The organism is Paracoccus sp. pheM1 (assembly GCF_018499825.1).
Taxonomy (GTDB): Bacteria; Pseudomonadota; Alphaproteobacteria; order Rhodobacterales; family Rhodobacteraceae; genus Paracoccus; species Paracoccus versutus.
Map to the genome: position 1 here is coordinate 1967782 of NZ_JAGXCX010000001.1, position 16449 is coordinate 1984230.

A 16449-nucleotide genomic window follows, 5' to 3' on the forward strand; every position below is an offset into this window, starting at 1 on the left:
GGTGCCGGTCCATCGAGGTCGATCATGCCGCAATCGGTTCTTTTCGTCTGCCTGGGCAATATCTGCCGCTCGCCCCTGGCCGAGGCCGCGCTGCGCGCCGCGGCCGAAGCCGCGGGGGCGCGGCTGCTGGTCGACTCGGCCGGGACCGGCGACTGGCACCTGGGCCGCACGCCCGACCGCCGGGCGCAGGCAGTGGCGGCACGGGCCGGCATCGACATATCGAACCTGCGCGCCCGGCAGGTCGGGCCCGACGACTTCCATCGCTTCGACCATATCGTCGCCATGGACCACGAAAACCTGGCCGCCCTGCGCCGTCTTGCGCCGCCCGAGGGGCGGGCGCGGCTGTCCCTGCTGCTGGACCATGTGCCGGGGCGCAGGGGACAGGCGGTCGCCGATCCCTATTTCGGCGAGGCCACGGGCTTCGACGCCACCTGGCGCGACGTGACCGCCGGGGCGCAGGCCCTGCTGCGGCTGATCCTGGGGCCAGGGTGAAGGCCCGGCCTTTACAGCCGCGGCCCCCCGCCCTATCTCTGCCCGATCATGGCCACGAAATCCGACCCGAACTACAAGATCATCGCCGAGAACCGCCGGGCGCGCTTCGACTATTTCATCGAAAGCGACCTCGAGGTCGGCATCGTGCTGACCGGGTCCGAGGTGAAAAGCCTGCGCACCGGCCAGTCCAACATCGCCGAAAGCTATGCCTCGGTGGAACAGGGCGAGCTGTGGCTGATCAACGCCTATATCGCCGCCTACAAGCAGGCCGGCGTCTTCGGGCACGAGGAACGGCGCCGCCGCAAGCTGCTGGTCTCGCGCAAGGAACTGGCCCGCCTGTGGCAGGCCATCGGGCGCGAGGGCATGACGCTGGTGCCGCTGGTGATGTATTTCAACGACCGCGGCAAGGTGAAGCTGAAGATCGGCGTCGCCAAGGGCAAGAAGGTCGCCGACAAGCGCGAAACCGCGGCCAAGCGCGACTGGAACCGGCAAAAACAGCGTTTGCTGAAGCAGGGTTAAGCCTTGCCGCCCCGCGCGGCTGCGGTTACATCGGTGTCGTTTCTGCGCGCGCGGGAGGAAGGCCGATGTCCACCGATTCCGACGATCCCAAGGTGCTGGTCTCGACCGGCTGGCTGGCAGCCCATCTGAACGATCCCGACCTGCGCATCATCGACGCCACCTGGTTCCTGGAACCCGGCCGCGACGCGCGGGCCGAATACATGGCCGCGCATATCCCCGGCGCCCGCTTCTTCGACATCGACGAGATCGCCGACAAGCGCAGCGAGCTGCCGCACATGGCGCCCCAGCCCGAGATGTTCATCAGCCGCATGCGCGCCATGGGCATCGGCGACGGCCATCAGGTGGTGGTCTACGACAATTCGCCGGTGCGCTCGGCGGCGCGGGTCTGGTGGACCTTCAAGCTGATGGGCAAGCAGGACGTGGCGGTGCTGGACGGCGGTCTGGGCAAATGGCTGGCCGAGGGCCGCGAGATCGAGGACATGCCGCCGATCCTGCGCGACCGCCACATCACCGTGCAGCGCCAGGCGGCGCTGGTGCGCGACGTGACCCAGGTCGCGGCGGCCAGCAAGCTGGCCGATCACGAGATCGTCGATGCCCGTTCCGCCGAACGCTTCCGCGGCGAGGCGCCCGAGCCGCGCCCCGGCCTGCGCTCGGGCCACATCCCCGGCTCGAAAAGCCTGCCCTTCGGCCGGCTCTACAACGCGGACGGCACGCTGAAGCCGGCCGCCGAACTCCGGGCCGAGGCGGCGGGGGTGGACCTGTCGAAGCCGGTGATCACCACCTGCGGCTCGGGGGTGACGGCGGCCTCGCTGTTCCTGGCGCTCGAACGGATCGGGCACCGGGACCATTCGCTTTATGACGGAAGCTGGACCGAATGGGGCAGCTTCCCCGACCTTAAAATCGCAACCGGAGACGCGTGATGCTGGGCAATCTGAAACCGCAGGCCCCCGACAAGATCCTGGCCCTGATGGGCGAATTCAGGGCCGATCCCCGCCAGGGCAAGATCGACCTGGGCGTGGGGGTCTACAAGGACGCGACCGGCCACACCCCGATCATGCGCGCCGTCCATGCCGCCGAACAGCGCATGCTGGAGACCGAGACCACCAAGACCTATGCCGGCCTGTCGGGCGAGCCCGAGTTCCACAAGGCCATGGGCGAGCTGATCCTGGGCGACGGGCTCAAGCCCGAGACCACCGCGACGCTGGCCACGGTCGGCGGCACCGGCGCCATCCGCCAGGCGCTGGAGCTGGCGCGCATGGCGAACCCCGACCTGCGGGTCTTCGTCAGCGACCCGACCTGGCCGAACCATGTCTCGATCATGAATTTCATGGGCCTGCCGGTCCAGACCTACCGCTATTTCGACGCCGAGACCCGCGGCGTGGATTTCGAGGGCATGAAGGCCGACATCGCCACGGCGAAAAAGGGCGACGTTGTGCTGCTGCACGGCTGCTGCCACAACCCGACCGGCGCCAACCTGACGCTGGAGCAATGGGCCGAGGTGGCCTCGGTGCTGGAGCAGACCGGCGCGCTGCCGCTGATCGACCTGGCCTATCAAGGCTTCGGCGACGGGCTGGAAGAGGACGCGGCCGGCACCCGGCTGATCGCCTCGCGCATCCCCGAGGTGCTGGTCGCGGCCTCGTGCAGCAAGAACTTCGGCATCTACCGCGAACGCACCGGCTGCCTGCTGGCGCTGTGCGCCGATGCGGCGACGCGCGAGCTGGCGCAGGGCGCCATGGCCTTCCTGAACCGGCAGACCTATTCCTTCCCGCCCTTCCACGGCGCCAAGATCGTCTCGACCGTGCTCAACACGCCGGAGCTGCGCGCCGACTGGATGGCCGAGCTGGAAGCGGTGCGCGGCGGCATGCTGCGCCTGCGCGAGCAACTGGCGGGCGAATTGCGCGACCTCAGCGGCTCGGACCGTTTCGGCTTCGTCGCCCAGCATCGCGGCATGTTCTCGCGCCTGGGCGCCACGCCCGAGCAGGTCAAGCGCATCAAGGAAGAGTTCGGCATCTACATGGTTGGCGATTCGCGCATCAACATCGCCGGTCTGAACGACAGCACCATCCCGATCCTGGCCCGCGCCATCATCGAGGCGGGGGTTTAAGCCACCGCAGCCACTGCAAGGGGGGCGCCGGAAACGGCGCCCTTTTTTCGTTCTGGCCGGCCGATCTGGACAGGCCGCCCTTGCGCGAAACCCGGTTGCGGCGCCAAGGCGCACCGCTGGAGTTGTCGCGGAACAATTCGCGCAAAAGCTTGCAATGCAAGAAAATTTGGCCATTGAGCGCATCCTGCGGGCGCTGGACGAGCAGAACTCGGTCCGCGCCTCGATCGGCCGCGCGGCCTCGGGGACGGGGGCGGCGGCTTCCTCGGCGGCGGGCTGGATCGGCAGCCGGTTCGGCCTGGGCAGAGGCTAGCGGCCCAGCTTGCGGTCGATATAGGCGCGCAGTTCCTCGATCTCGGTCAGGCTTTCGTGCAGCTGCGCCTGTCGAGCGCGCAGCTCGGCCTCGGTGCGGGACAGCCGGGCGACCAGGTCGGCCTCGCGCGTCTCCAGCGCGTCCACGGCGCGGTCGCGTTCCTCCTCGGCCTCGTGCAGCTGCTGGGCCATGCTTTCCAGTTCGCCCATCTCGGCGCGGGTGACGCGGGACAGGCGGTGGATCAGCCAGCTTGCGAACCAGCCCAGCATGAAGGCGGCGAACAGGATGATCGCGGTGGCGACGATGAATTCGGTGCGGTTCATGCGAAGGGCTTCAGGGCAAGGGGTTGCGGGTCACGGCGCCGCGGGCCGCGGCAGGGGGCGGTTCACGTGCAAGGCATCGCGCGCGGGCATGGTCGCCGCCTCGGTGGCGGCGCCGACCAGCGCCTCGCGCGCGGGGCGGGTGGCGGCCTCGACGGGATCGACCGGCTCGGCGGGCGGGGGCAGCAGGTTGGCCGCGGGCTGGGTCGCGGCCCGCAGCGCCGGCAGTTCCGGCAGCACGGCCGCTTGCGACGGCCGGCTGGCGACGCGCGCGGGATCGACGCCCGACAGCAGCAGCCGCACCGGCTCGGTCGCGGCGAACAGCGCCGCCTCGGGGTCGGTGGGCACGCCCAGCGCCGGGCCGATGGCGGCGGTCGCGGCATGGCGCGCGGCTTGCGCGGCCCGCGCCGCCACCCTTTCGGGACTGTCGGTCACGCCCTTGACCAGTTCGGCGGGGGCCGGCGCCTCGGTCACGACCGGATCGTCGGCCAGCAGCATGAATTCGATGCGCCGGTTCGCCTCGCGCCCGGCATCGCTGTCGTTATCGGCGATGGGCCGGCTTTCGCCATAGCCCTTGGCGGTCATGTTGCGGGTGTCCATCCCGGCCTCGGTCATCGCCGCCAGCACCGCCTGCGAGCGGGCGCGCGACAATTCGGCGTTGAAACCCTCGGACCCCTGCGAGTCGGTATGGCCGCCGATCTCGATGCGGAAATCCGCGCAAAGCTTCATCGTCTCGGCCAGAAGCGCCAGGGTCGGTCCCGGATCGCCGGCGATGACGGATTTGTTCGGCTCGAAGCCGATCTCGGATTGCTGCATCGCCGCGTTCAGCCGGTCGACGCATTCGACGCCCGAGGGCAGGCCCAGGAGCGGGTCCATGCGCCGGTCGTAGCGGATCGCCAGCTCATAGCGCGCGCCCGCACCCAGCCGCTGCGCCAGCCGCGCCGCCGCCATGTCCGAGGCGGTCTGGCTGCCCGAGACGCCGCTGATGCGCACCAGCTCGGGCGTCACCTTGGCCTCGCCGCGCACCAGCCCGTCCAGCGCCTCGAGCGCGGCGATGGCGCGCAAGGTCCAGCCCTCGGGGACCGAGGCATCGCTGCGCAGCGCGCTGTCCACCTGGCCGAAACGCGCCCGCGCCAGGCTTTCCACCGCGTCGCGCATCCGCTCGTCGGTGATGCGGCCGCGCAGGCTGACGCCGCCTGCATCGACCATGGCCGAGAACTCGGCCGGACCCGCCTGGACCTCGCCGGGCTTTTCGTGCCGGGCGGCCAGCGTGAAGGCCGGGGGCAGCGCCGCCTCAAGCCGGCCCACCGCCTCGTCGAAGGCGGTCGCCGCGACCTCGGGGGGGGCAAGCAGCGCCACATCGGTATCAGAGATCGTGACCGAGCCCGCCCCCAGCGCCTCGACGGCGCGGATGGCAGGGACGGCGGCATCGGCCCAACGCGGAGAGGGCGCGCCCAGGCCCAGCGTGCAGGGCGCCGCGTCCGGCACGCCGGCTGCGCGCCCGGCCTCCAGGATGCGGTCGCGCGCGCTTTCGGTGTCGGCGGCGCAGGCGTCGAAGCGGGCGCCCGCGCCATCCTTGACGAAGCGCAGGGTAAAGGGCGCGATCACCGGCCGCGGCGCGGTGATGTCGGCGGTCAGCGTCACCGAGGCCGGCCTGGCGCGGTTCAGCGCCATCTCCAGGTCGCGTTTCTCGCGCGGGCTGTCGGCGATGGCGCGGACCGAGACCGCCCCCGCCGCGATCGAGATCTTGGCCCGCTTGGCCAGCTGCGCGGCCCTGAGGCCGAGGGCAAAGGCATCTTCCCAAGCCTCGGGAACGGGGTAGTCGGCGCTTTCCATCAGGTCCGAGACCTGGGCTACGCCGGTCTGGCGCTTCAGCCGCTCGACCAGCGCGGCGCGGTCCAGCGTCGCCGGGACCAGGCCGATGATCGAAACGCCCCGGTCGTTGCGCAAAAGCTCGATCTCGAAGGCGGGGGTGGCCAGTTCGGCGGCGGCGGCGACCTGCATCCGGTCGATCACCCGGCCGGCATCGACCACGGTTTCGGCGCGCGCGCGGGCGCGGAAACGCTGCACCTCGTCGGGCGCGATGCCCTCCAGCCGCACCTGCAGGCCGTCGGTGCTGACCTCTACCCATTCGTAATCGGCCAGGGCGGCGCGCAGATCCTGGGCCGAGCGGGTCTGGATGAAATCCGCGGCCGCGCGGGCGCCCAGGAACGACAGGCCGGCGGCCGCCGCAAGGGCGATCAGGCTGGCGACAAGAACAGGGCCACGACGCGCTTGCCGCTGGGGATGAGCCATCCGGGGAACCTTGGGACTGTTACCGACCCGCCGCATGTAAACCCTGCGCCGGGTTTTCGCAATCAGACCAGCCCCGCCAAGGCAAGAAACAGCGCAACCACCAGCCCGGCGTCGCGGTTGCTGCGAAACAGCCGCAGGCAGCCGGCGCTGTCGGTCATGTCGAAGCGCCACAGCTGCCAGGCCAGATGCGCAGCGAAACCGACCACGCCCAGCAGGCCGAAGGTCAGGCCCAGCCCCTGGGGCGCGGCCGCCATCACCGCCAGCCCCAGAAGCAGCACCGAGGCGGTGCCGAAACCCGCCAGCCAGCGCGGCGTGTCGGCGCCGAACAGCCGGGCGGTGGACTTGACGCCGATCAGCGCGTCGTCCTCGGCATCCTGGTGGGCATAGATGGTGTCGTAGAAGATCGTCCAGGCGATGCCCGACAGATAGGCCAGCACCGGCGCCGGGGCCAGGTTGCCGGTATGCGCCGCCCAGGCCAGCAGCGCGCCCCAGTTGAAGGCCAGGCCCAGGAAGATCTGCGGCCACCAGGTGAAGCGCTTGGCAAAGGGATAGACCGCCACCAGCACCAGCGAGGCCACGCCCAGCGCGATGGCCGCGCCCCCCAGCGTCAGCAGGATGGCAAGGCCGGCCAGCGACTGCGCCACCAGCCAGACCAGCGCCCCGCGGACCGTCACCTGCCCCGAGGGGATCGGGCGCGAGCGCGTGCGCGCCACCTTGTCGTCGATGTCGCGGTCGGTGATGTCGTTCCAGGTGCAGCCGGCGCCGCGCATCAGCACCGCGCCCACGCCGCAGGCCACGGCGATCCACAGGTCGCGCCATTCCGGCCCGTCGGCGATCATCGCCAGCCCGATGCCCCACCAGCAGGGCAGCAGCAAAAGCCAGGTGCCGATCGGCCGGTCGGCGCGCGACAGGCGCAGCCACGGCCTCCAGTCCGGCGGCGCATGGCGGTCCACCCAATTGTCGGGCGGCGCGTCGGCGACGGTGCTTGGGCCCTCTGGCGTCTGCCCCTCTGGCGTCTGACGGTCGGTCTGCATTAGGCTGCGCCCCATCATGGCGAAAATCAGACTGTTCATAGATCACCCGCTGGCCGAGGGACAAGGCGTCGAGCTCAATCCCGACCAGGCGCATTACCTTTCCTCGGTCATGCGGCAGGCCGCGAGGGACGAGATCCTGGTCTTCAACGGCCGCGACGGCGAATGGCTGGCGCGGATCGAACGCATCGCCAAGCGCGGCGGCGCGCTGGAGGCGCTGCGGCAAACCGCGCCGCAGCTGAACCCGCCCGACCTGTGGCTGGTCTTTGCCCCGATCAAGAAGGCGCGCACCGATTTCATCGTGGAAAAGGCGGCCGAGATGGGCGCCGCCCGCATCCTGCCCGTCCAGACCGACCATACCAATTCGGAACGCATCCGCCAGGACCGCCTGCAAGCCCATGCCGTCGAGGCGGCCGAGCAATGCGGCGGCACCTATGTCCCCGAGGTCTGCGACCTGGTGCCGCTGTCGCGGCTGCTGGACGGCTGGGACGCCGGGCGGCGCATCCTGTGGGCGGACGAGGCGCTGGCGGGGCCGGCGCAGGTGCTGTCCGGCCTGCCGCGCGGTCCCTGGGCGATTCTCATCGGCCCCGAAGGCGGCTGGTCCGAATCGGAGCGCAGGCGGCTTTCGGCGATGGATTGCGTCACGCCCGTCGCCCTGGGGCCGCGAATCCTGCGCGCCGATACGGCTGCCGTCGCGTCACTGGCGCTTTGGCAGGCGGCCCTGGGCGACTGGCGCTGAACGATCCGGTCTGAAACGCGCAATCTTCCCGCTGGAAACCGCCTGCCCGCGGGAGAATATTGCACCGCAGCATGATTTCCGGAGCCTTGCCGCAAAAAGTCAGGAATTCCGGTCTCTTATGCACAAGCTGCATGGCAGAGATGCCGGTTTGTCCGTGGTTTTCGCAAACTGCCCGGCCTATATGCTGATGCATCAACGAAGCGCCCGATGAGCGGGCAATGATCTCAAGGTGAAAAACTATGTCGGCGATTGACACGAACCGCATCCATGGCGGGGCGGGCTCTATCGGTATTGGCTCGAAAATCTGGGCGACGCTGTCGGCCTGGAACGATGCGCGGGTGACACGGAACGCGCTGAGCCGTCTTTCGGATCGCGAGCTGGACGATATCGGTCTGTGCCGCGGCGATATCGAACGGATTGCGCGCGCCCGCTAAGCAGCGGTTGAAGACGCGAAAACGGCTGCGGCAAGCCCGCAGGCCCTTTCCCGGCCCGGATGGGCAAGACGAACAGGCGGCCCCGCAAGGCCGCCTTCAGTATTTTCGGCCGGGCGCTCGCGGCGATCAGCCGCGCCGGACGACCAGGGTGGACCATTCGCCCAGGTCGTCGCGCCGCTCCAGCGCCAACCCGCCCGCCGCATAGGCCGCGATCACCTCATCCGCCTGGGTGGCGAGGATGCCCGACAGGATCGCCCTGCCGCCCGGCGCGACATGGCGCGCCATGTCCGGCACCAGATCGATCAGCGGCTGCTTCAGGATATTGGCAAAGACCAGGTCGAAGGGCGCCGCACTCTCGATCAGCGGATGGTCGAAGCCCACCGCCTCGACGCATTCGACGCGCCCGTCCAGCCCGTTGGCGATGACATTGGCGCGGGCCACGTCCACCGCCTGCGGGTCGATGTCGCCGGCCAGCACGATCATCGGGAACGCCCGCGCCGCCGCCATGGCCAGGACCGCCGTGCCGCAGCCGACATCGACGATGCGCCGCGGCGCGGCGCCCTCGGCGATCATGCGGTCCAGCGCCAGCAGGCAGCCCTTGGTCGTGGCGTGATGGCCGGTGCCGAAGGCCATGGCCGCCTCGATCAGCAGCGCCTCGGCGCCCTCGGGCACCTTGTCGGCGTCATGGCCGCCATGGACGAAGAAGCGCCCGGCCTCGACCGGCGTGAGTTCGCGCCGGACATGGGCGACCCAGTCCACCTCGGGCAGTTCCGAGACCGCGAAGGGCGGCGCGTCCCAGGCGGCGGCCAGCAGCGCCAGCCCCACCTCGTCCGGGGCCTCGGTGAAGTAAAGCCCCACCTCCCAGCGGTCCGAGCCATCCTCGATCTCGAAGACGCCGCTGCCGACGGGCTCGGGGGTCAGATCCTCGCCCGCCTCGGCAAGTGCCTCGGCCGCCTCGCGGCCTTTGGTATGGGTCAGCGCGGTCCAGGTCGCCATTCAATATCCCTCGGCTGTATCGGTCAGCGGGGCTTTGACACCCGTGCCGCGCAAGCCGCAATAGCCATTCGGATAGCGGTCCAGATATTGCTGGTGGTCGTCCTCGGCCCGCCAGAAGGGACCGGCGGGGATGATCTGCGTGGTGATGTCGGGATAGCCCTGCACCGCCAGCCGGTTGCCGTAATCGGCCTTGGACAGTTCCGCCGCCGCCTTCTGGCTGTCGTTGAACACCATGACGAGCGAGCGGTATTGCGAACCCACGTCGTTGCCCTGGCGGTTGCCCTGGGTCGGGTCGTGGTTTTCCCAGAAGATCTGCAACAGCCGCTCATAGCTGACGCGCGAGCTGTCATAGACCACGCGCACCACCTCGGCATGGCCGGTGCCGCCGGCGCAGACCTGCTTGTAGCTCGGGTTCTCGGCCGTGCCGCCGGCAAAGCCGGCCTCGGTCAGCCAGACGCCCTCCTGCTGCCAGAACAGCCGCTCGACGCCCCAGTAACAGCCCATGCCGAAGATCGCCTGGTCATAGCCTTTCGGCATTTCGGCATCCAGCGGCCGGCCGAAGATCCTGTGGATGGGGGCGCTCATGGTGCAGTCCTTTCGCATGTCCTGCCGCATTAGGTAGGCGCGGCGGTCCGACCGTGCAACGCCGGAATGCGGGCGCGGGTTGCGGCCGGGGGCGCGCGTCGTGCAGATTGCAGGTCGATCCCCCTCGCAGGAGACCCCGATGCGACCCGGACCGCGAAACCTGATCACCGATGTGCCCGGCCTGCGGGTCGGCAATGCCCGCGACGACGCCCTGCGCTCGGGTGCGACGGTGCTGCTTGGCGAGGCGCCCTTCGCCTGCGGCTTCAACGTCATGGGCGGCGCCCCCGGCACGCGCGAGACCGAACTGCTGGCCCCCGACAAGCTGGTGCAGGGGGTGGACGCGCTGGTGCTGTCGGGCGGCTCGGCCTTTGGCCTGGCCGCCTGCGACGGCGTCTCGGACGGGTTGCGCGCCATGGGCCGCGGCTTCGAGATCGGGCCGGTGCGGGTGCCCATCGTGCCCGGCGCCATCGTCTTCGACCTGCTGAACGGCGGCGACAAGGATTGGGGCGCCAACCCCTATCCCGGACTGGGCCGTGCGGCGCTGGAGGCCGCCGGGGCCGATTTCGCCCTGGGCAGCGAGGGTGCGGGCACCGGCGCGATGACGCATCGCTGGAAGGGCGGGCTCGGCTCGGCCTCGGCAATGCTGGAGGGCGGCATCACCGTCGGCGCGCTGGTGGTGGTGAACGCGCTAGGATCGGTGACGGCGGGCGAGTCCCGGCAGTTCTGGGCCGCGCCCTGGGAGCTGGGGGACGAATTCGGCGGGCTGGGCCTAGCCGGCCCCTACCCGGCCGGGCATGAGCCAAGCCCGGCGAAACGGCTGGGCGAGGCCACGACCATCGCCATCGTCGCCACCGATGCGGCGCTCGACAAGGCCGGGCTGACGCGGCTGGCGACGGCGGCGCAGGACGGCATGGCCCGCGCCATCGTGCCCAGCCACACGCCCTTCGACGGCGACCTGGTCTTTGCCGTCTCGACGGGGGCCAGGCCCCTGCCCGAGCCGGCGCTGACGCCGTTCCTGCTGGGCCATGCCGCCGCCTGCACGCTGGCCCGCGCCATCGCGCGCGGCGTCCATGCGGCAAGCCCGCGGCCGGGCGACCTGCAACCCTGCTGGCGCGAGGGGTAATTCCGCCAGCAGGGCGAATCGAAGGGATCAACCCGCCGGGCGCCTGGTCGCGCCCGCGCCGGTCAGAACCAGATGCGGTCGCTGAAGACGTATTGCACGATCCGGTCGCGGGTCAGGCCCATCTTGGCCAGTTCGGCGTCGGATTTCGCCTTCAGAACCTCGATCTCGGCGCGGCGCGACTGCTGGCGGATATAGGCCTCGGTCCCGCGCGCCAGCCAGTCGCGAAAGCCGGAATACAGCGCCGCGAGACCGATCCGAGGACGATTGCTTGCAATGATAGCCATGGGAAACCCTTTCGGTATTGGCGAATGGTTTCCTCCCCTGCCGTTCAATCTAGGGCGGTTTCGCCCAGCCCGCCATGGCATCTTTTGCAACGCTGCATTGCAGCATGGGCGTGGCCGGCCGCGCGACGCAAAGGCGGTCGGCCCGGCATGGCCGGCGCCGCCCGGCGCAAGGTCTGCGCCAGACCCAGGGCGGCCCCGGCGGAATCCGTCGGCCGAACGGAATGCGCTTTCCCCCAAGGGCTTCGGCCATTATACGGTTCGCGGCATTCATGACCGCAAGGGGTAAGCACAATGGCCAATGTGGTGGTCGTCGGCGCGCAATGGGGCGACGAAGGCAAGGGCAAAATCGTCGACTGGCTGTCGGAACGCGCCGATGTGATCGCGCGCTTCCAGGGCGGCCACAACGCCGGCCACACGCTGGTCATCGGCAACCAGGTCTTCAAGCTGTCGCTCCTGCCCTCGGGCATCGTGCGCAAGGGCAAGATGGCGGTCATCGGCAATGGCGTGGTGCTGGACCCCTGGGCGCTGTTTTCGGAAATCGACAAGCTCGCCGCGCAGGGGGTCGAGATCTCGCCCGCCAACCTGATGATCGCCGAGAATACGCCGCTGATCCTGCCGCTGCACCAGGATCTCGACAAGCTGCGCGAAGAGGCCGCGGGCGCCAGCAAGATCGGCACCACCGGCCGCGGCATCGGCCCGGCCTATGAGGACAAGGTCGGCCGCCGCACCATCCGCGTCGCCGACCTGGGCGACGAAGAGACGCTGGATTCGCGCCTCGACCGCCTGCTGGCCCATCACGACGCGCTGCGCCAGGGCCTGGACGCCGCGCCCATCGACCGGGCGGAACTGCGCGCAAAGCTGCTGGAGATCGCGCCGAAGCTGCTGCAATACGCCCAGCCGGTGTGGAAGGTGATGAACGACTACCGCAAGGCCGGCAAGCGCATCCTGTTCGAGGGCGCGCAGGGCAGCCTTCTGGACATCGACTTCGGCACCTACCCCTATGTGACCAGCTCGACCACCATGTCGGGCATGGCGGCCAGCGGCACCGGGCTCGGCCCCTCGGCGATCGGCTTCGTGCTGGGCATCGTCAAGGCCTATACCACCCGCGTCGGCGAAGGCCCGTTCCCGACCGAGCTCGACGATGCCGACGGCCAGCGCCTGGGCGAGCGCGGCCATGAATTCGGCACCGTCACCGGCCGCAAGCGCCGCTGCGGCTGGTTCGACGCGGTGCTGGTGCGCCAGACCTGCGCCATTTCCGGCGTGGACGGCATCGCGCTGACCAAGCTCGACGTGCTGGACGGGTTCCAGACGCTCAAGATCTGTACCGGCTATCAGGTGGATGGCCAGCATTACGACCACCTGCCCACCGCCGCCTCGCTGCAGGCCAGGGCGACCCCCGTCTACGAGGAGATGGAGGGCTGGCAGGAATCGACGCAGGGCGCGCGCAGCTGGGCCGACCTGCCCGCCAATGCGATCAAATACGTCCGCCGCATCGAAGAGCTGATCCAGTGCCCCGTCGCGCTGCTCTCGACCTCGCCCGAGCGCGACGATACCATCCTCGTGACCGACCCCTTCGCGGACTGACCCGGACAGGACATGGACCTCAAGACGCGCAAACGCTGGTCGCTGGTGATCCTGCTGGTCGGGCTGCCGCTCTATATCGTGGTGGCGGTCAGCCTGGTGAACTGGATGGACCGCACTTGGGGCCGCCAGCCGATCCTGGTCGAGCTTGCGGTCTATGTCGCCCTGGGCATCCTCTGGGCCCTGCCCTTCCGCAAGGTCTTCACCGGCATCGGCAAGGGCGAATGAGGCTCAGCAGCGCCCGCCCAGTCACGCTGATCGGCGGGGCGCCGGTCGGCCGCGCCGACCTCGACCTGGCGCTGCGGCTCGCGCCGGTGGTGGCCGCCGCCGACAGCGGCGCCGATACCGCGCTCAGTCACGGGCTGATGCCGGCGGCGGTCTGGGGCGATTTCGACAGCATCTCGGCCCGCGCGCGGTCCGAGATCCCCCTGGCGAACCAGCACCCCATCGCCGAGCAGGACAGCACCGATTTCGAGAAATGCCTGTCCAACCTCGACGCGCCCTTCGTCGTCGCGCTCGGCTTCTCCGGCGCGCGCCACGACCATTTCCTGTCGGCCCTCGGCGTCATCGCCCGCCGCATCGGCCCGCCCTGCCTGCTGGTCGCCGGCGAGGACGTGATCACGCTCGCGCCCCCGCGCCTCGCGCTGGACCTCGCGCCCGGCACGCGGGTCTCGCTCTTCGCGATGGCCCCGGCCAGCGGCCGCTCCTCCGGGCTCAAATGGCCCCTAGACGGGCTCGCCTTCGCCCCCACCGGCCTCAGCGGCACCTCGAACGAGGCCACGGGCCCGGTCACGCTGGAATGCGAGGGCCCGATGCTGCTGATCCTGCCGCGCTCGGAACTGCCGACGCTCGCGCGCGCGCTCTGACGGCTTTCACCGTTTCCCAAATACCCGTTCCCAGGCGCCAGGCGGGTGCTTCTCTGTTCCCCAAATACTCCTGCGACCGCGCCGTTGGGCGCCCCCGGATCCGCGGGTCCATGGCCTCGCGCAACCCGTCGCCGACAGGGGCCACCGCGCATCTGGGCCGCTTCGTCAAGACGGGCAGCCGCCGGCAGGTCTTCAAGAACCCGCAGCACCCCCATAGCCGCGGCTGATCGCGGCCCATCTCCTCGCCGATCCGTCCCGCCGGACACCTGCCGCCGCTCCGGTCCATCGCGAGGTGGGGCCATCTGGTGCCGGCCGGGCCGGCAACGCCTGGTTGAACGCCCTGTTGCGGGATTGTCACAAGCCGACACAAGCCCTTGCCGGCCGCCGACTCTGCTTGATCGCCGGCCCTCGCGGCGGGAATAGCGGGCATATCAGCCAGCCATGCGCCAGTCAGCACCCGAACCCTATCGGATGGCTTGCCATGACACATCGACCCCTGATCCCCTTCGCCGCGCATGCGCGGCTGACGACGGCGCTTTCCGCCGGCATCCTGGCGCTTCTGGCCAGCCCGGCCATGGCGCAGGAGACCGAGGAAGGCACCGCCGGCACCGTCACCCTGGACGAGGTGACGATCACCGCCGCCCCCGGCACCCAGACCGAGGGCACCGAAAGCTGGACCACGGAATGGATGCGCTCGGCCACCGGCCTGGTGCTGAGCCAGAAGGAGACGCCGCAATCCACCAGCGTCATCACCGACGCGCAGATGAAGGACCGCAACATCACCACCGTCGCCGAGACGATGGACGCGGCGACCGGCATCACCGTGCAGGCGTTCGAAAGCGACCGCATCAACTACTATTCGCGCGGCTTCTACATCGACGCCTACCAATATGACGGCGTGCCGGCACCGCGCAACGGCGCCTGGACCTTTGGCGACAACAACACCGACATGGCGCTTTACGACCATGTCGAAATCGTGCGCGGCGCCACCGGGCTGATGCAGGGCGCGGGCGAGCCGGGCGCCTCGATCAACTTCATCCGCAAGCGCCCGACCGAGGAGTTCCAGAACCAGGCCGCCGTCTCGCTGGCCTATCCCAAGGGCGCGCGCGCCGAATCCGACGTGTCGGGGCCGCTGAACGAAACCGGCAGCGTGCGCGGCCGGCTGGTCAGCGTCGTGGACAGCCGCGACGGCATGCTGGACGGCTATCACAAGGACAAATATGTCCTGTTCGGCGCGCTGGACGTGGACCTGGGCGAAAGCACGCTGCTGAGCACCGGCCTTACCTATCAGAAGTCCAAGGCCGACAACGTGACCTGGGGCGGCCTGCCGCCCTATTATGCCGATGGCGGGCTGATCGACTGGGACTGGGGATCGACCCTGGGCGCGGACTGGACCTATGTCGATACCGAGCGGACCGAGGCCTTCGCCTCGCTCGAGCACGAATTCCAGAACGGCTGGACTGCGCGCGTGGTCGCCACCCATATCCGCAGCGAGGCGGATATGGAGCTGGCCTGGATCACCGGCGCGCCCGACCGGGAAACCGGCCTTGGCCTCAGCCCCTGGGCGGCGAAATACAATGGCACCACCAAGGTCTCGTCGCTGAACGCGGTGCTGAACGGCGACTTCCAGGCCTTTGGCCGCGACCACCAGTTCGTCGTCGGCGCCATGGCTTCGGATTTCAAGAGCAACTACTACGGCCACGCGGTCGATCTGGACACGCTGGCTCCGGTCGGCAATGTCTTCGACTGGGACGGAAGCTATCCCCGACCCGGCTTCTCGGACGAGGTGACCAGCAGCTGGACCAGCAAGCAGCGGCAATACGGGCTCTATGCCACCACCAAGATCCAGGTCGCCGAGCCGTTCTCGGTCATCGCCGGCGCCCGCGCCAACTGGTGGAAGGGCACCGAGGGCTCGCTGGGCAGCCCGACACATGAATACAGCTATAGCGGCGAGATCACGCCCTATCTCGGCTTCACCTACGACCTGAACCCGACCTATACCGCCTACGGCAGCGTCACCAGCATCTACAAGCCGCAGATCGCCCAGGACATCAACGGCGACTACCTCGACCCGACCTATGGCTGGAACTACGAACTGGGCGTCAAGGCCGACCTGATGGGCGGGGCGATGTATGCCTCGGCGGCGATCTTCAAGACCGACCAGAAGGACGTGGCGAACTGGGTGGGCTATGACGAGACCCGGTTGCGCGACATCTACGAAAGCATCGACGGCACCACCACCCGCGGCTTCGAGCTTGAGGCGGCGGGGGCGATCAACGACCGCTGGAACGTCTCGGCCGGCTACACCTTCCGCACCTCGAAGGACAAGGACGGCAACCGCTTCGCCGCCGACCAGCCCAAGCATACGCTGAAGCTGGCGACCGACTATCGACTGGCGGGCATGTTCGACGACAAGCTGACGGTGGGCGGGGCGATGCGCTGGCAAAGCGGCACCGACAGCATGGATTTCGACACGGATGTCAACGTCAACGTGCATCAGGGGTCCTATGCCGTCTTCGACCTGAACGCCTCTTACCAGGTGACGGACAGGACCGAGCTGACGCTCAGCGTGAACAACATCCTCAACGAGAAATACTATGCCACGACCGGCTTCTACGACACCGTGGTCTATGGCGACGAACGCAGCGCCGAGCTGACGCTGCGGGCGAAGTTCTGAACGGGGCGGCCGGCTCTCCGGCCGTCACCCCCCGGATATGGCCGTCATGGCGAAAACCCCGGCAGGTGCCGGGGTTTTTTCGTTTCCTCCCCG

At 69.3% G+C, this 16449-nt stretch carries 18 protein-coding genes; 12 read left to right on the forward strand and 6 right to left on the reverse strand.

The genetic code is table 11. The annotated features are described in order from the left end of the window. Window positions 1-24 precede the first annotated feature (24 nt). From KF941_RS10070 to KF941_RS10090, 5 genes are all read left to right on the forward strand, one after another. Window positions 25-492 (forward strand): low molecular weight protein-tyrosine-phosphatase, encoded by a 468-nt coding sequence (locus KF941_RS10070; protein WP_214273252.1) that lies wholly within the window; start codon window positions 25-27, stop codon window positions 490-492. 48 nt (window positions 493-540) lie between these two features. Further along, window positions 541-1011: an SsrA-binding protein SmpB gene (smpB, locus tag KF941_RS10075; protein WP_036760902.1), complete on the forward strand. Its 471-nt coding sequence runs from the start codon at window positions 541-543 to the stop codon at window positions 1009-1011. Window positions 1012-1076: 65 nt separating this feature from the next. Then, window positions 1077-1931: a 3-mercaptopyruvate sulfurtransferase gene (gene sseA / locus KF941_RS10080; RefSeq protein WP_214273253.1), complete on the forward strand. Its 855-nt coding sequence runs from the start codon at window positions 1077-1079 to the stop codon at window positions 1929-1931. After that, the gene (locus tag KF941_RS10085; protein ID WP_116222976.1) at window positions 1931-3115 is read left to right on the forward strand and encodes an amino acid aminotransferase; all 1185 of its coding nucleotides are present in this window, start codon (window positions 1931-1933) and stop codon (window positions 3113-3115) included. The genes sseA and KF941_RS10085 overlap by 1 nt, the downstream gene beginning before the upstream one ends. 154 nt (window positions 3116-3269) lie before the next feature. Beyond that, a complete protein-coding gene (locus KF941_RS10090) occupies window positions 3270-3425 on the forward strand; it encodes a hypothetical protein (protein ID WP_214273254.1) in 156 nt (51 codons plus the stop codon). Here KF941_RS10090 and KF941_RS10095 read toward each other — a convergent pair. From KF941_RS10095 to ubiA, 3 genes are all read right to left on the reverse strand, one after another. Beyond that, window positions 3422-3748: a hypothetical protein gene (locus KF941_RS10095; RefSeq protein ID WP_036760896.1), complete on the reverse strand. Its 327-nt coding sequence runs from the start codon at window positions 3746-3748 to the stop codon at window positions 3422-3424. The genes KF941_RS10090 and KF941_RS10095 overlap by 4 nt on opposite strands. Before the next feature lie 30 nt (window positions 3749-3778). Further along, a complete protein-coding gene (locus tag KF941_RS10100) occupies window positions 3779-6040 on the reverse strand; it encodes an OmpA family protein (RefSeq protein ID WP_240540276.1) in 2262 nt (753 codons plus the stop codon). 62 nt (window positions 6041-6102) lie between these two features. Then, on the reverse strand, window positions 6103-7074 hold the full coding sequence (ubiA, locus tag KF941_RS10105; protein ID WP_214273256.1) for a 4-hydroxybenzoate octaprenyltransferase: 972 nt from the start codon (window positions 7072-7074) through the stop codon (window positions 6103-6105). Window positions 7075-7090: 16 nt separating this feature from the next. On the opposite strand from ubiA, the gene KF941_RS10110 reads away from it, so the two are divergent. Then, entirely contained in the window at window positions 7091-7810 is a 720-nt protein-coding gene (locus KF941_RS10110) for a 16S rRNA (uracil(1498)-N(3))-methyltransferase (RefSeq protein WP_214273257.1), read from the forward strand. A gap of 239 nt (window positions 7811-8049) precedes the next feature. Further along, complete coding sequence (locus KF941_RS10115; protein ID WP_036750106.1) at window positions 8050-8244, forward strand: DUF1127 domain-containing protein; 195 nt, start codon at window positions 8050-8052, stop codon at window positions 8242-8244. A 126-nt stretch (window positions 8245-8370) separates the two neighbouring features. Here KF941_RS10115 and KF941_RS10120 read toward each other — a convergent pair whose 3' ends face one another. Both KF941_RS10120 and msrA read right to left on the reverse strand, forming a co-directional pair. Continuing rightward, window positions 8371-9240 (reverse strand): 50S ribosomal protein L11 methyltransferase, encoded by an 870-nt coding sequence (locus KF941_RS10120; RefSeq protein WP_214273258.1) that lies wholly within the window; start codon window positions 9238-9240, stop codon window positions 8371-8373. Beyond that, window positions 9241-9825 (reverse strand): peptide-methionine (S)-S-oxide reductase MsrA, encoded by a 585-nt coding sequence (msrA, locus tag KF941_RS10125; RefSeq protein ID WP_214273259.1) that lies wholly within the window; start codon window positions 9823-9825, stop codon window positions 9241-9243. A 139-nt stretch (window positions 9826-9964) separates the two neighbouring features. Here msrA and KF941_RS10130 point away from each other — a divergent pair, with 139 nt between their 5' ends. Then, complete coding sequence (locus KF941_RS10130; protein ID WP_214273260.1) at window positions 9965-10948, forward strand: P1 family peptidase; 984 nt, start codon at window positions 9965-9967, stop codon at window positions 10946-10948. A 62-nt stretch (window positions 10949-11010) separates the two neighbouring features. Here the strand turns inward: KF941_RS10130 and KF941_RS10135 are convergent, their stop codons facing one another. Then, window positions 11011-11232: a hypothetical protein gene (locus tag KF941_RS10135; protein ID WP_036750118.1), complete on the reverse strand. Its 222-nt coding sequence runs from the start codon at window positions 11230-11232 to the stop codon at window positions 11011-11013. Window positions 11233-11523: 291 nt separating this feature from the next. On the opposite strand from KF941_RS10135, the gene KF941_RS10140 reads away from it, so the two are divergent. The 4 genes from KF941_RS10140 (at window position 11524) to KF941_RS10155 (ending at window position 16356) form a co-directional block, all read left to right on the forward strand. Continuing rightward, window positions 11524-12816: an adenylosuccinate synthase gene (locus tag KF941_RS10140; RefSeq protein WP_036750121.1), complete on the forward strand. Its 1293-nt coding sequence runs from the start codon at window positions 11524-11526 to the stop codon at window positions 12814-12816. Window positions 12817-12828: 12 nt separating this feature from the next. Beyond that, window positions 12829-13041 (forward strand): DUF2842 domain-containing protein, encoded by a 213-nt coding sequence (locus tag KF941_RS10145; protein ID WP_011746949.1) that lies wholly within the window; start codon window positions 12829-12831, stop codon window positions 13039-13041. Further along, a complete protein-coding gene (locus KF941_RS10150; RefSeq protein ID WP_036750125.1) occupies window positions 13038-13679 on the forward strand; it encodes a thiamine diphosphokinase in 642 nt (213 codons plus the stop codon). Before KF941_RS10145 ends, KF941_RS10150 begins: the two co-directional genes overlap by 4 nt. A gap of 481 nt (window positions 13680-14160) precedes the next feature. Next, on the forward strand, window positions 14161-16356 hold the full coding sequence (locus KF941_RS10155) for a TonB-dependent siderophore receptor (RefSeq protein WP_214273261.1): 2196 nt from the start codon (window positions 14161-14163) through the stop codon (window positions 16354-16356). Window positions 16357-16449: the final 93 nt, after the last annotated feature.

What these genes read in the sequence shown, in the direction of transcription:
- sseA (WP_214273253.1), top strand. Translation starts at nt 1,077, where the DNA reads ATGTCCACCGATTCCGACGATCCCAAGGTGCTGGTCTCGACCGGCTGG.
- KF941_RS10095 (WP_036760896.1), bottom strand. Translation starts at nt 3,748, where the DNA reads ATGAACCGCACCGAATTCATCGTCGCCACCGCGATCATCCTGTTCGCC.
- KF941_RS10100 (WP_240540276.1), bottom strand. Translation starts at nt 6,040, where the DNA reads ATGGCTCATCCCCAGCGGCAAGCGCGTCGTGGCCCTGTTCTTGTCGCC.
- ubiA (WP_214273256.1), bottom strand. Translation starts at nt 7,074, where the DNA reads ATGCAGACCGACCGTCAGACGCCAGAGGGGCAGACGCCAGAGGGCCCA.
- KF941_RS10150 (WP_036750125.1), top strand. Translation starts at nt 13,038, where the DNA reads ATGAGGCTCAGCAGCGCCCGCCCAGTCACGCTGATCGGCGGGGCGCCG.
- KF941_RS10135 (WP_036750118.1), bottom strand. Translation starts at nt 11,232, where the DNA reads ATGGCTATCATTGCAAGCAATCGTCCTCGGATCGGTCTCGCGGCGCTG.
- KF941_RS10145 (WP_011746949.1), top strand. Translation starts at nt 12,829, where the DNA reads ATGGACCTCAAGACGCGCAAACGCTGGTCGCTGGTGATCCTGCTGGTC.
- KF941_RS10070 (WP_214273252.1), top strand. Translation starts at nt 25, where the DNA reads ATGCCGCAATCGGTTCTTTTCGTCTGCCTGGGCAATATCTGCCGCTCG.
- KF941_RS10140 (WP_036750121.1), top strand. Translation starts at nt 11,524, where the DNA reads ATGGCCAATGTGGTGGTCGTCGGCGCGCAATGGGGCGACGAAGGCAAG.
- KF941_RS10130 (WP_214273260.1), top strand. Translation starts at nt 9,965, where the DNA reads ATGCGACCCGGACCGCGAAACCTGATCACCGATGTGCCCGGCCTGCGG.
- smpB (WP_036760902.1), top strand. Translation starts at nt 541, where the DNA reads ATGGCCACGAAATCCGACCCGAACTACAAGATCATCGCCGAGAACCGC.
- KF941_RS10085 (WP_116222976.1), top strand. Translation starts at nt 1,931, where the DNA reads ATGCTGGGCAATCTGAAACCGCAGGCCCCCGACAAGATCCTGGCCCTG.
- KF941_RS10110 (WP_214273257.1), top strand. Translation starts at nt 7,091, where the DNA reads ATGGCGAAAATCAGACTGTTCATAGATCACCCGCTGGCCGAGGGACAA.
- KF941_RS10115 (WP_036750106.1), top strand. Translation starts at nt 8,050, where the DNA reads ATGTCGGCGATTGACACGAACCGCATCCATGGCGGGGCGGGCTCTATC.
- KF941_RS10155 (WP_214273261.1), top strand. Translation starts at nt 14,161, where the DNA reads ATGACACATCGACCCCTGATCCCCTTCGCCGCGCATGCGCGGCTGACG.
- KF941_RS10120 (WP_214273258.1), bottom strand. Translation starts at nt 9,240, where the DNA reads ATGGCGACCTGGACCGCGCTGACCCATACCAAAGGCCGCGAGGCGGCC.
- msrA (WP_214273259.1), bottom strand. Translation starts at nt 9,825, where the DNA reads ATGAGCGCCCCCATCCACAGGATCTTCGGCCGGCCGCTGGATGCCGAA.
- KF941_RS10090 (WP_214273254.1), top strand. Translation starts at nt 3,270, where the DNA reads ATGCAAGAAAATTTGGCCATTGAGCGCATCCTGCGGGCGCTGGACGAG.